Below are 13057 nucleotides of genomic sequence, written 5' to 3'. Positions count from 1 at the left end.
CCCGACCCTGCGGCGGCCGGGTCGAGCATCCGGGCGTCCGCTGACGGACTGCGCTGACGGGCGGTCGGGGTGGGCCGGGAGCGAGCATGTGTGAGGGGTCTCGCCGGCGGCTGATGCTAGGACGTTGAAAGTACCGTATGAAAGTGATGACACAGAGGGTGGGTGTCCGAACTGTCAGACTCCCCGTCCAGTTGTGACGGGAACGTGATGACCTGCTGAACGTCAGTGTGCGGACGGCGTCGGAAACCCGTAGGGGCCGTCAAGGACGATGTCCAGCCCGGGGGTCCGGTCCCACCCCACCACGCGCATCACCCGGCGCAGATGCGGCGCCAGCCCGTGCAGCACCAGCCGCCGCTCGCCGTCGCCGAAGAGCGCCAGCGCGGTGTGCACCAGCAGCCGGCACCCCCCGACATCCATGAACTCCAGGTCCGACAGCTCCAGATGCAGGCTCCCCGGCCCGCCCTGCGGGTCGGCCGGGCGGCGGGCCTCCGCCGAGAGCACCCCGGCCAGCCGGTTGACGTTGGAGGCGTCCACATCCCCTCTGAGCGCCAGTCGGCCGGCGTGGCCGGTTCGGACGACCTGGAGCAGCCCGTCCTGGTACACGGGCTCGGGTGGCTCGGCGGAGCGGCGCAGCAGCGTTTTCACGGTGGTGCCCCCATTTTCCCGGTCCGGCGGCCTTCCGCGCTCGGCGGGAGGTGTCCCCAGACTGTAAGCGCCCGGCTGCGCTCCTGTCACCGGTCGTGCACACTGTGCGACCGGCTTGCCGTGCACCGGCGCGCGCCCGTGCCAACTCCCGCCCCAGACGGCGCCGGGCCCGGGTTGCGTATGCTCGCCGGGGCGTATCGAACGGTGGAGAACGGTGGCGACCGAGGCCGCCGCGCCCCGGCGACGGACGCGGACACCGGCACGGCAGAGGTGGAGAAGCAGCGGTGAGCGGCAACGGCGGCAACGGCGACGCCAAGCGGGAGAAGTACGGCCGGTTCTCGATGCTCGGCTCGGGGTCGGGCTCGGGTGGCGGCCTCGGCGGCCGGGGCGGGCGCACCGCGTACCGCAGCGCCAGCCGCCGCCGGCGCTCGGTGCACCTCAGCTCGCTGCGGCTGCCCACCATCGGCGTCGACATCGGCGGCACCAAGGTCGCGGCCGGGGTGGTGGACGCCGACGGCCGGGTGGTGGAGCGGCTGCGCGCCGAGACCCCGGACAAGAGCAAGAGCCCCCGGGTGGTGGAGGACACCATCGTGGAACTGGTCCTCGACCTCGCCGACCGGCATGACGTCCACGCGGTGGGCATCGGCGCGGCCGGCTGGGTGGACGCCGACCGCTCCACGGTGCTCTTCGCCCCCCATCTCAACTGGCGCGGCGAACCGCTCCAGCAGGCGCTCAGCGAACGGCTCCGCTTTCCGGTGATCGTGGAGAACGACGCCAACGCCGCCGCCTGGGCCGAGTGGCGCTTCGGCGCCGGTCGCGGCGAGGACGACCTGGTGATGATCACCCTCGGGACCGGCATCGGCGGCGCCATCGTCAGGGAGGGCCTGCTGGAGCGCGGCAAGTGGGGCATGGCAGGCGAGTTCGGCCATATGCAGGTGGTGCCGGGCGGCCACCGCTGCCCCTGCGGCAACCGGGGCTGCTGGGAGCAGTACTCCTCCGGTAACGCCCTGGTGCGGGAGGCCCGCGAGCTGGCCGCCGCCGAGTCCCCGGTGGCCGAACCGCTGCTGGGGCGGGTGGGCGGCGATGTCTCCGCGATCACCGGCCCGCTGGTCACCGAGGCCGCCCAGGACGGCGACCCGGTCGCGGTGGAACTGCTGCACGACGTCGGCCGCTGGCTGGGCGTGGGCATCGCCAACCTCGCCGCCGCCCTGGACCCGGGCCGCTTTGTGATCGGCGGCGGCGTCTCCGCCGCCGGGGACCTGCTGCTCGGCCCCGCCCAGGACGCCTTCGCCCGCACCCTCACCGGGCGCGGCTTCCGCCCCGAGGCCCAGCTGGTCCTCGCCGAGCTGGGCAATGAGGCCGGGCTGGTCGGCGCCGCCGACCTGGCCCGCCAGGTCGCCCGCCGCTTCCGCACCGTCAAGCGGCGCCGGGTGGAACGCCGGGGCGGGACGCCGGACCACCCCACCGGCTGAACCGACCGGCCCACTGGCCGACCCGACCTGGCCGACCGGCTGAAATGGCTCGGTCCCGCCGTACGTTGGCTCCGATATGACCCCGCTACGCGTCCTGTACCACACCGGCCTGCTCCCCGGCCCGGAGCTGCCCCCCGACCTCGCCGGCCGGGCCGAGGCGGTGGAGATCCCCACCGAGGGCCCGCTGCCTGCCGGTCTTACCGGCGAGGTGCTGTTCACCTTCAACGCCGCCACGTCCAACCTGGACGACGCCCTGGCGCGCGGGGTGCGCTGGGTGCACCTGTACGGCACCGGTCTGGACCGCGCCGACCTGCCCCGGCTCGCCGCCGGCGGCCGGACCGTCACCAACTCCTCCGGTGCCGGGGCGATCCCCATCTCCGAATGGGTGCTGGCGGTGATGCTCGCCCACGCCAAGCGGCTGCCGGAGAGCTGGGGCGAACCCGGCGAGGGCCGCTCCTGGGGCGGCCCCTACGGAATCCAGGGCCTGCACGGCAAGCGGCTGGGTCTGATCGGGCTCGGCGGCATCGGCAGCGCGGTCGCCGTCCGCGCACTCGCCTTCGGCATGGAGGTACGCGCGCTGCGCCGCAGCGGCGGCCCGAGCCCGGTGCCGGGCGTCCAGGTGGTCGGCGGCCTGGCGGAGGTGCTCGACGGCGCCGACCATGTGGTGGTGACCGCGCCGCTCACCCCCGCCACCCGGGGGCTGCTGGACGCCAAGGCGTTCGGCCTGATGAAGCCCGGCGCCCACCTGGTGAACATCGCCCGCGGCGCCATCGTCGACCAGGACGCGCTGCGCGCCGCGCTCGGGGACGGCACCGTCGCCCGGGCCTCACTGGATGTGGTCGACCCCGAGCCGCTGCCGTCCGGGCACTGGCTCTGGCAGCACCCCTCGGTACGGGTGAGCGCCCATGTCTCCTGGGAGTGGGAGCGGTCCCGGCAGGTCTTCGCCGACCTCTTCCTGGACAACCTCCGGCGGTGGCTGGACGGCGAACCGCTGCACCACGTGGTGGACCCGGCGGAGGGCTACTGACCTCAGCCGAGGCCGCTCCCCAGGTCCGACGGGTCGGTGTTGGCGCCGCAGAGCACCACGCCGACCCGCTCGCCCGGCTCCGGCCGGTACGCGCCGCAGCGCAGCGCGGCCAGCGCCGCCGCCCCGGCCGGTTCCACCAGCAGGCGGCGCCGCTCCCAGAGGGCCCGCCGGGCCGAGGCGATCTCCGCGTCCGGCACCAGCACGCTCCGCACCCCGTGCCGTACCGCCGTCTCATGGGCCAGACCGCCCAGCCGCCGGGCACCCAGCGCATCGGCGGCGATCCCGGAGACCGGCACATCGACCGGCCCGCCCGCCGCCAGCGCCCGGTGCAGCGTGGGAATGGCCTCCGGCTCCACGGCGACCACCCGCGCCCGGCCGTCCACCGCCGCCGCGATCCCCGCCAGCAGCCCGCCGCCGCCCACCGCCACCAGCACCGTGTCCAGCCCGTCCGGACCGGCCTGCTCCAGCAGCTCCAGCGCCGTGGTGCCCTGCCCGGCGCACACCTCCGGCTGGTCGTACGCATGGCAGAACAGCGCCCCGGTGGCCGCCGCCCGCTCCTTCGCGGCCCCGTATGCCTCGGCGTACTCGGCACCGTGCAGCCCGACCACCGCCCCGGTCGCCTTGAGCGCGGCCAGCTTCACCGGCGGGGCGGTGGTGGGTACGAAGATCTCCGCCTGGATGCCCAGCCGGGCCGCGGCATGCCCGACCGCCAGCCCATGGTTGCCGCCGGAGGCCGCGATCACCCCCGCCTCGGGCAGCGCGCCCGCCTCCCGGGCGGCGAGCAGCCGGTTGAAGGCGCCGCGTGCCTTGAAGGACCCGGAGTGCTGCAACATCTCCAGCTTGAACAGCGAGGGCCCCACCGCCACGCCTGCGTCCTCCGGCTCCAGCACCGCCACGGGGGTCCGCCGGACATGGCCGGAGATGCGGGCCGCTGCTTCTTCGACATCTGCGCGGTTCAGCATGCGCACGACCCTACGCCCCCACCCCTCCGCCCCCGCCCGCCCCGGCGGCCGCGCTGCTCTGCCGCCTTTGAGAGCCCGCCGCCCCGGGCCCCTGCTGGCCCTTGCCTCCCGCGCTGCCCCGCCGCCCTCGCGGCCCCCTTAGGTTCTGCTGCCCCCTGCGGCCCCACTGCTCTGCCGCCCCTCCGCCCCCGCCCGCCCCGGCGCCCCCGCTGCCTTGCCGCCTTTGAGAGCTCGCCGCCCCGGGCCCCTGCTGGCCCTTGCCTCCCGCGCTGCCCCGCCGCCCTCGCGGCCCCCCTTAGGTTCTGCTGCCCCCTGCGGCCCCACTGCTCTGCCGCCCCTCCGGCCCCTGCCGCCCCGCCTCCGACGCCGGGAATCCGGCAGAAAGCGTGAAGATGTGGTGGACGCGGCGTCAACTGTTCGGGCAGTGTGGTGCGGACACGACAGGCGAGGGTGCGACGGGAGGGGAGAGCGGTGGGACGTAGGCGATGACCGACACCGCGTTCCGTCCGGAGGCCGCCGCCTCCTATCTGGACGCCAGAGTCGCCGCCACCGCGGCCTTCCTCCCCGCACTGGGCGAACTGGTGAGCGCCGGGGTCGGTACCGTCCGGCACGGCGCCGACCGCACCCTGTACATCGCGGCCACCGGCCCGCACGCCGCCTACGGACCGAGGGTGCTGCACAGCCGCCCGCTGAACCCCTCCGGCGGCCGTGAACGGGTGGTGCTCTGCGCCGTCCCCGAGCGCCCCGACCCGGTGGACGTCTCCCTGGAACTGCTCGACCGCGCCTTCTGGGCCGAGGGCGTACTGCTGGCCCACATGGGCGTCCACCGCACCGGCCCCGACCACTGGCCGACCGCCCGCATAGGCGTCGAACTGCGCTCGGTCGACCCGGAGGTCGACCCGGCCCTGCTCTCCGCCCGCCTGGAGGCATGGCGCACCGCCGTCCAGGCCCGCACCGCCGACGCCGTCCCGGTCACCTGGGCGGCAGCGCCCACCCCCGTCCCCACCCCCGCCACCCCGGGCCTCCGCCAACTCCGCTGACCGCCCACCGCCCACCGCGCTCCGCCGCTCCGCCGGTCCCGACGCGCAGCCGATAACCGTTCGACCGCCGACCCCCGCCGCCCCCACGATGGCCGCATGGACGACCACCCCCCATACCGTGCGATCCGCGCCCGCTGGGACGAAGAGACGATCACCGTCTACCAGGCGTACCACCCCGACCTCGCCGCCCACGCGGCCACGCAGGCGGCGGCCGATCTTGCGGGTGCATGATGGGAAGTGTGTGCGCGGGTGGCGGCCGGCTGCCCCCGGAGGAGGAGGTGACGGCCAGTGCGGCTGACCAAGATGGGGCATGCCTGCGTCCGGTTGGAGAAGGACGGGCAGGTGCTGGTGATCGACCCGGGCGGCCTGACCGAGGAGTCCGCGCTGGACGGCGCCGACGCGGTACTGGTCACCCATGAGCACTTCGACCACTTCGAGGAGGAGCGGCTGCGCCGGGCGCTGGACGGCAACCCCGCGCTGCGGCTGTGGACGGTCGGGGCGGTGGCGCGGCAGCTGCCCGGCTACGGGGACCGGGTGGCGGTGGTGGGCCACGGCGACACCTTCACCGCTGCGGGCTTCGAGGTGGAGGCGCACGGCGAACTGCACGCCGTGATCCACCCGGCGGTGCCGAGGATCGCCAACACCGGCTTTGTGGTGGACGGTTCGGTCTTCCACCCGGGCGACGCGCTCACCGTGCCCGGGCGGCCGGTGGAGACGCTGCTGCTGCCGGTGCACGCGCCGTGGTCCAAGGCGTCGGAGGTGATCGACTATGTGGGCGAGGTCAAGCCGCAGCGGGCCTTTGCGCTCCACGACGGGCTGCTCCAGGATGTCGGCCTGGCCGTCTACGCACGGCTGATCGACGCCGTGCAGCCGGAGGCGCACTACCGGCGGCTGGCCCCCGGCGAGGGCGTGGACCTGGCCTGACGGCGCCCGCCCCGGGGTCACTCCGGCGGAAGCGCCTCGCCCTGCACCGCCTGGATGTCCAGCTCCACCCGGAGGGTCGCGCCGAGTGCGGCGACGCCCGCCCGCACCACCTGGTTCCAGTTCATCGCGAAGTCCTCGCGGCGCAGCTCGGTGGTGGCCCGGAAGGCGGCCCGCACCCCGCCCCACGGGTCGGGTCCGGTGCCCAGGTACGCCAGGTCCAGGTCCACCTGCCGGGTGACCCCGGCCAGGGTCAGCTGCCCGTGCACCGTCCAGCGGTCCGGACCGGCCGGGGTGAGGCCGCTGGACGCGTAGCCGACCACCGGGTGGCGGTCGGCGTCCAGGAAGTCCGCCGACCGCAGATGGGCGTCGCGGGTGGGGTTGCCGGTGTCGATGGAGGCGGCCCTGATCTCCGCCGCCACGGTGGACTCCTCCACCCGGGGTGCGATCACGATCCGCCCGGTGAACTCCGCGAACCGCCCGTGCACGCTGGAGAGTCCCAGATGCTGCGCGGTCGCGGCGACGGCGGAGTGCGCCGGGTCGACGGTCCAGGTGCCCGGCGGCGGCAGCTGCACGCCGCCCTGCCGGGTGAGTACCAGGGCGCCCAGCTCGGCGGCGCCGGACCCGGTGGCGAGCGCGGTGCGGGCGGCGGGCAGATAGCCGGCCGCCGTCACCACCACCGTGTACGGGCCGGGGGCCAGCGGGGCGGTGGCGAGGGTGCCGTCGTCGTCCGCCTCCGCCCGGGCGACCTGACGGCCGGCCGCGTCGGTGACCGTGGCCACCGCGTGCGGTACGGCCCAGCCGTCCCTGGTGCACACCCGGGCGTGCAGCCCGCGTGGCCCGCTGGGGGCGCTCCCGGTGGTTCCGGCGGCCTCGGCGGCCTCGGCGCCGATCTGCATGGTGCTCCTGCTTTCGTCGGGCGCGGTTGCCCCGCGCTGGCGGGCGGGGACCGCCCGGGACCGGATGCCCTTCGGTCCCGGGCGGGCCCCCGGTCCCGTCCCACGCGGGTGGGGCGGGACACGGCCGGGCCGGATGCCCCTCGGCCCGGGTGTCTGCGCCGGGCTCAGGCGGGGTGGCCCAGCCACAGGTCATGGGCGTCGGCGCCCTCGGCGGCGAGGGTCAGCGCGGTCGCCACGGGCGGGTAGCCGCTGGCCGTCACGGTGTACTGACCACCCGTCAGATCGGTGAAGGCGTACTGGCCGTCCGGTCCGGTGGTCGCGGTGGCGACCACCTGGCCGCCCGCGTCCAGCAGGGCGACCCGCGCATCCGCGACCGGTCCGCCGTCCCGTACCCGCACCGTCCCGGCCACCCGGGCGCCGGGCAGCAGCTCGAGGTCGTGCACGGTCTGGCCGCTGCCCGCGACCTCCACCGGCACTGCGGCGGGGCGGTACGCGGCGGCGCTCACCGCGAGCGTGTACGCGCCCGCGACCAGCTCGGCGAAGGCGAATCCGCCGCCGGCGTCGGTCGTCCCGGCGGCGACCACCTCGCCGCGCCCATCGGCCACCACGACCATGGCGCCCTCGACCGGCGTGCCGTCCCCGGCGCGTACGGTGCCCGCCAGACCGCCGGCACCGGCCAGCACCAGGTCGAAGTCGACCGGCTGGTCGCCGACCACCAGCGTCGCGGCCTGCGGCTCATGCTCCCCGGCGGCGGCGATCAGCACAAAGGTGCCGCTGCCCGGGGTCGGCAGGGTGTACCCGCCGTCGGGCCGCGCGGTGGCCCGACCGAGCTGGTGGCCGCGTACATCGATCAGGGTGAGGATGGCCGAGCCCACCGGGGCGCCGTCGGCGCGGCGGACGAACCCGCGGACCAGCCCGCCGCCCGGGCCGTCGGCGGCCACCGTCGCCGCCGCCGGAGCGGGCTGCTCACGCTGGGCGTGCCGGCCGTGCGCCGCGCCCTCGGCCGGAGCCGGGGCCGGGGCCAGAGCGGCGGTGGCCGGAGCCGGGGTCTGCACACCGTTGCGCTGCTGCTCGGCGCTCTCGGTACGCAGCGGCACCTCCTTGATGAAGAGGATGGCGACCAGCGCCAGCAGCGCGGCCGGAGCGGCGTACAGGAACACATCGCCGACGCCGTGCCCGAAGGCGCTCTCCACCACACCGCGCACCGGGGCGGGCAGCGCGGAGAGCTTGGGGATGGCGCCGTGGCCGGGGGCGCTCTGCATGCCCAGCTCGGCCAGGCCGTCGGCCGTGTAGTCGGCGACCCGGTGCGAGAGGACCGCGCCGAGCGCCGAGACGCCGATGGCGCCGCCGAGGGTGCGGAAGAACGCCACGACCGAGCTGGCCGCGCCCAGCTCCTGCGGCCGGACCTGGTTCTGCACCGCCAGCACCAGGTTCTGCATGGTGGTGCCGAGGCCGACGCCGATCAGGAACATATAGACGGCGGCGAGCCAGTAGCCGGTGTCGTGGCGCAGGGTGCCCATCAGGCCGAAGCCCACGGTGAGCAGGAAGCCGCCGACGACCAGGAAGACCTTCCAACGGCCGGTGCGGGTGATGATCCGCCCGGCGATGGTGGAGGCGAGCGCCAGGCCGATGATCATCGGCAGCGTCATCACGCCCGCCATGGTCGGCGAGTCGCCCCGGGCCAGCTGGAAGTACTGGCTGAGGAAGGTGGTGGCGCCGAACATCGCGACGCCGACCAGCAGGCTGGCGACCACGGCCAGGCTCATGGTGCTGTTGCGGAAGAGGCGCAGCGGGATGATCGGTTCGGAGGCCCTGGACTCCACCAGCAGGAAGAGCAGCCCCAGCACTGCGGCGCCGCCCACCATCGCGCCGGTCTGCCAGGAGAACCAGTCGTACCGGTCACCGGCGAAGGAGACCCAGACCAGCAGCAGCGAGACGGCGGCGGCGATCAGCGTGGCGCCGCCCCAGTCGACCCGGACCTTCCGCCGGTACACCGGCAGGTGCAGCGTCTTCTGGAGCACGATCAGGGCGATCACGGCGAACGGCACCCCGACGTAGAAGCACCAGCGCCAGCCCAGCCAGGAGGTGTCCACGATCACGCCGCCGATCAGCGGGCCGCCGATGGTGGCCAGCGCGAAGACCGCGCCCAGGTACCCGGAGTAGCGTCCGCGCTCCCGGGGCGAGATCATCGCGGCCATGATCACCTGGGCCAGCGCGGTGAGGCCGCCGGCGCCGATGCCCTGGATCACCCGGGCGCCGATCAGCATCCCGGCGCTGTGCGACAGACCGGCCACCGCCGAGCCTATGACGTAGATCACCAGTCCCAGCTGGACCAGGACCTTCTTGCTGGTGAGGTCGGCGAGCTTGCCCCAGATCGGGGTGGAGACGGTGGTCGCCAGCAGGGTCGAGGTGATCACCCAGGTGTAGGCGGTCTGGCTCGCGTCCAGGTCGGCGATGATCGTCGGCAGGGCGTTGGACACCACGGTCGACGACAGGATCGCGACGAACATGCCGAGCAGCAGACCGGAGAGCGCCTCCATGATCTGCCGGTGGGTCATCGGGGCGGCCGCGGCTGCGGCCTCAGTCGGTGCGGCCTCCCGCACCTCCGCAGTGGCTGCGGTTTCCATCAAAGTCCTTTCGCTCCCGCTGCGGCGCGGGAGGTGTCCGGTGTGCGCACGCGTCGTGCGTCGAAGCTCGTACGGAGTCGGGAGAGGAGGCGGGCCAGCTCTGCGGCGTCCTCGTCGGGCCAGTCGGCCAGGAGCTCGGCCAGCAGGTCCCGGGCCCGGGCGAACCGCTCCAGAGCGGCGTGCTCGCCCTCCGGGGTCAGCCGGGCATACCAGGAGCGCCGGTCGTGCGGGTTGGGCGTGCGCTCCGCCCAGCCCCGCTCCTCAAGATCGGCGAGGTGGCGGCTGGCCACCGACACATCGATCTCGAACAGCTCCGCCAGCTCGCCCACCCGCAGCTCACCGCACCGATGCAGCGCCGCCAGCACCGCAAAGCCCCCACGCGGCCCACCGGGCCGCAGCTCACGCTTCAGGGTCCTGATCATCGCGTCGGTGCTGCTGAGCTGGAGAAGCAGCTCCCCGCAGCTGTCCCGCGAGATCATGACCACCTCCGTCTAGTTGCCTGAAGCAACCATAACCCCACTTGGTTGCTTCAGGCAACTTTCACCTCGGGGGAAGGCCCACGGGGCGGTACTCATCCTTGGGTGAGCGGTTCCGGTGCGACTCCTACGGCGCCGGAGTCCGCGAAAACTCGAAGGCCGACCGGACCCGCTCGCCGCCGCGCACGTACCACCCGGTGGCGCCGGACCCCTTCCTCGGCGACCAGCGACCACGCCCATCAGCTCGAAGAAGCACGACGCCGGGTCGGTGCCGTCACCCGTGCGTCCGCCATGAAACCGCTCCACCGGAGGCTGGTTCCGCCGCTCAGGCCACGAACTGCGCCGCCTGCGCGGTGCGTGTGGCCAAGTCCCGGGCCCGTACCCGTAGTTCCTCCACCGCGGGGGTCCGGTAGCGCGCGGCTGCGGCGACCAGGGCATTGACGCGGGCGGCGATCAGCGCGGAGTGCGCGCCGGTCGCGTCCAGAGCCGTATGCCCGGCGGCGACGCCACGTTCGGGTTCGCCCTCATCGAACAGCGCTCCGGCGAGCCCGAGTCGGTCCATCGTGCGCACCCTTTCCCAGCCTGGGCGCGCAGCCGCAGAGCGGCTTCGAAGTGCGGACTCGCCGACCACCCCTTGACGCCGAGCCCTCTGAGGTCGCGGGCGCTGACCGCGCGGGCACCCGCGTGCTCGGCCGCGTCGAAGTAGGCCGCCCACGCCGGGGGTGATTCCTGGACCTGGTCGAAGAGTCCGTCTGCGGCGTCCAGGTGTGCGGCGGCTTTGCGGGCGTCACCGAGGGCCGCGTGCACACGGCCGGTCTGGGAGTGGACGAGGGCGCGGACCACAGTCTCCTTCTCGACGGCAGCGCGGGCTCCGGCGACCTCCAACAGCGCCAGCGCCTCCTGAGGGCGGCCGAGGTAGATCATCTGGTGGGACATGCGGGTGACGGCGCCGGGCAGGGCCGGCGAGGCCCAGAACGGCTTGCCGAACGGGTCGGTGAGGACCTGGACGTTCACGCCGTGCTTGCGGTGCTCGCCCGAGTGAAACGGGCGGTCGGCGGCAATGCGGTCGATGGGCAGCAGGGTGCCGTCCAGGATCACGAACGCCTTGCGCGCGGCGACGGTCATGGCCTCCTGGAGTGTCGGGGCGAGGGTGGCCAGGACGTCCACGGCCTCGGTGACGTAGCGGTGGGCCGTGGCCAAGCCGACGCCGAAACCGGCCGCGAGCTGGGCGAAGGTGTGACCGCAGCGCAGGTGGGCCAGGGCCGGCAGCGCCTGGCGGCCGCAGGTCAGCCGCCGCCATCGGGTGCCGATCCGCCGCCGTCGGGCGGCCAACTCCCTGCGCAGCAGCCGCGGTGCGGAAGTGGACAGATCCAGCCCGGACGGGTGGACAAGCACGCGAAGCTCCTGGCAGAGAAGGTTGATCTTGGTCGACAACCCATCTACCAGGAGCTTCATCGTTCCGTCATGCCAACAGCTCTACCTCACAGCCAGGTTGGAAGAGGCTCATTGCCTCTACATCGAGTTCGCGCCAGTGGGTACGGTTGCTTGCTGTAGCTGTCCGGATACGAGCGGCGGGGGCTGGCCGTGGCTGGGGGCAGGGAAGTCACCTTCGGCGAGTTCATCGCCAAGTTACGTACACGCAAGGGCTGGTACCAGCGCGATCTCGCGGCCGAGGCGGGCCGGAGCGAGGAGTGGGTATCCGGGGTCGAGCGCGGCCTGATCCCGGTCCGCAACGTCGAGATGCTCACCCTGCTCGCACGGGTGCTCGGCACGACCCTGGAAGAGCTACTGGCCCACCCGCAACCTGTGCGGGTCGCGCCCAGTTCGCCTCGACGAAAGGTCAGCTCCGCTAGGCTGACGCCCGGTCCGGCTGTCGAGGAGGATGACGACGAGGTGCGACGCCGTGAACTGCTGGCCGCCGCTGCCGCCGTCTTCACTCCGGTCATCGGCGCCCAGCCTGCTGCCGCGAGCCCGGCACCGCTGGCCCCGCTGGAGGACCTGGTGCTCTACGGAACCGCCAGCATCCCCGACCGGCGCGAGCCCACCGCGGCCTCGGTCCAGTCCTCTGTCCTGACCGCACGCCAGGACTTCCGCGCCGCCCGCTACGACGCCCTCGCCCAAGCCCTGCCAGGGTGGATCGCCGCAGCTCAGAGCATCGGGCCTGCCGAGGAGTCGGCTCGGAACGTGGCCGCGCTCTACAACATCGCGGTTCGGCTGTGCATCAAGATCGGCGACAACGGCATGGTCGCGATCACCTCGGACCGGGCACTGACCGCCGCGCGGGCGGGTGGCGACGGGCTGATCATCGCCGAGGCCCAGCGCATGGTCTCCAGTGCCTGGCGGCGCCAGGGCCACCTGAGCCGGGCCACCGACATCGCGGTTCGCGCCGCCCACGACCTGCAGCGCGATGCCGGCGTCCCCGAGTCGGCCCGCCTGGCCGCCCAGGGCGACCTGTTCGCCACGGCGGCCTACACCGCCGCGAAGCTCGGCGACCGCTCGTACGCGCACGCGCTGATCACCGAGGCCGCCGACACCGCCCGCGCCGCCGGTCGCGCGTCCGGTCAGGTGGACGGGATCCAGGGGGTCGCCCTGCACCACCTGTCGGTGCACTACGAGCTCGGCGACTCCGGCCAGGCGATCGAACTGGCCCGCACCGTCAACCCGGCCGCGCTGCCGACCGCCGAGCGGCAAGCCCGGTTCTTCACCGACGTCGCCCGCGCGTTCGACCAGTGGGGCAAGCCCGAGCAGGCTTTCCGCGCGCTGCTGGCCGCCGAGCAGGCCGCTCCGCAGGAGATCCGCCGCAGCGCGGTCCGCGAGGTCGCCACCGACCTGCTCCGCCACGACCGCTCGCTGCCCGGCATCCGCGACTTCGCCGCCCGATCCGGCGTGCAACTCGGCTGACCCGTAATCCGGTTACGGGCTCGTAAGCGAGTTACGGATCCGGTCTTCGCCGGGGCCTTTCACTGGGGACACCCACTCCCGTCCCCG

At 74.1% G+C, this 13057-nt stretch carries 11 protein-coding genes and 1 pseudogene; 6 read left to right on the top strand and 6 right to left on the bottom strand.

All coding sequences use genetic code 11. The features are described 5' to 3' along the window. Positions 1-222: 222 nt before the first annotated feature. The gene (locus C7M71_RS30510) at positions 223-645 is read right to left on the bottom strand and encodes an STAS domain-containing protein (protein ID WP_162824136.1); all 423 of its coding nucleotides are present in this window, start codon (positions 643-645) and stop codon (positions 223-225) included. Positions 646-986: 341 nt separating this feature from the next. Here C7M71_RS30510 and C7M71_RS05040 point away from each other — a divergent pair, with 341 nt between their 5' ends. Beyond that, positions 987-2117, top strand: a complete 1131-nt coding sequence (locus C7M71_RS05040) for an ROK family glucokinase (protein ID WP_111494573.1) — start codon at positions 987-989, stop codon at positions 2115-2117. Between the two features lie 76 nt (positions 2118-2193). After that, positions 2194-3144, top strand: a complete 951-nt coding sequence (locus tag C7M71_RS05035) for a D-2-hydroxyacid dehydrogenase (RefSeq protein ID WP_111494569.1) — start codon at positions 2194-2196, stop codon at positions 3142-3144. A gap of 2 nt (positions 3145-3146) precedes the next feature. Here the strand turns inward: C7M71_RS05035 and C7M71_RS05030 are convergent, their stop codons facing one another. Next, positions 3147-4106: a threonine/serine dehydratase gene (locus tag C7M71_RS05030; protein ID WP_111494571.1), complete on the bottom strand. Its 960-nt coding sequence runs from the start codon at positions 4104-4106 to the stop codon at positions 3147-3149. A gap of 485 nt (positions 4107-4591) precedes the next feature. On the opposite strand from C7M71_RS05030, the gene C7M71_RS05025 reads away from it, so the two are divergent. From C7M71_RS05025 to C7M71_RS05020, 3 genes are all read left to right on the top strand, one after another. After that, positions 4592-5146 (top strand): hypothetical protein, encoded by a 555-nt coding sequence (locus C7M71_RS05025; RefSeq protein WP_114914194.1) that lies wholly within the window; start codon positions 4592-4594, stop codon positions 5144-5146. A gap of 96 nt (positions 5147-5242) precedes the next feature. Beyond that, positions 5243-5377, top strand: coding sequence for a DUF4291 domain-containing protein (locus tag C7M71_RS31460; protein WP_162824135.1), 135 nt, complete (start codon positions 5243-5245; stop codon positions 5375-5377). 57 nt (positions 5378-5434) lie between these two features. Then, complete coding sequence (locus C7M71_RS05020) at positions 5435-6070, top strand: MBL fold metallo-hydrolase (protein ID WP_111495259.1); 636 nt, start codon at positions 5435-5437, stop codon at positions 6068-6070. A 17-nt stretch (positions 6071-6087) separates the two neighbouring features. On the opposite strand, the gene C7M71_RS05015 is transcribed toward C7M71_RS05020, so the two are convergent. The 4 genes and pseudogenes from C7M71_RS05015 to C7M71_RS05000 form a co-directional block, all read right to left on the bottom strand. Further along, positions 6088-6966, bottom strand: coding sequence for a YceI family protein (locus C7M71_RS05015; RefSeq protein ID WP_111495261.1), 879 nt, complete (start codon positions 6964-6966; stop codon positions 6088-6090). Between the two features lie 164 nt (positions 6967-7130). Beyond that, on the bottom strand, positions 7131-9593 hold the full coding sequence (locus tag C7M71_RS05010) for an MFS transporter (RefSeq protein WP_407675863.1): 2463 nt from the start codon (positions 9591-9593) through the stop codon (positions 7131-7133). Beyond that, complete coding sequence (locus tag C7M71_RS05005) at positions 9593-10072, bottom strand: MarR family winged helix-turn-helix transcriptional regulator (protein WP_111491801.1); 480 nt, start codon at positions 10070-10072, stop codon at positions 9593-9595. The genes C7M71_RS05010 and C7M71_RS05005 overlap by 1 nt, the downstream gene beginning before the upstream one ends. Positions 10073-11011: 939 nt before the next feature. Then, positions 11012-11464 (bottom strand): annotated as a pseudogene (locus C7M71_RS05000) (transposase family protein); the annotation flags it as partial. A 189-nt stretch (positions 11465-11653) separates the two neighbouring features. On the opposite strand from C7M71_RS05000, the gene C7M71_RS04995 reads away from it, so the two are divergent. Next, complete coding sequence (locus C7M71_RS04995) at positions 11654-12970, top strand: helix-turn-helix domain-containing protein (protein ID WP_111491802.1); 1317 nt, start codon at positions 11654-11656, stop codon at positions 12968-12970. Positions 12971-13057 lie beyond the last annotated feature (87 nt).

Origin of the sequence: Peterkaempfera bronchialis (genome assembly GCF_003258605.2) — a bacterium.
GTDB lineage: Bacteria > Actinomycetota > Actinomycetes > Streptomycetales > Streptomycetaceae > Peterkaempfera > Peterkaempfera bronchialis.
This window is presented reverse-complemented; position numbering and strand designations above follow the sequence as displayed.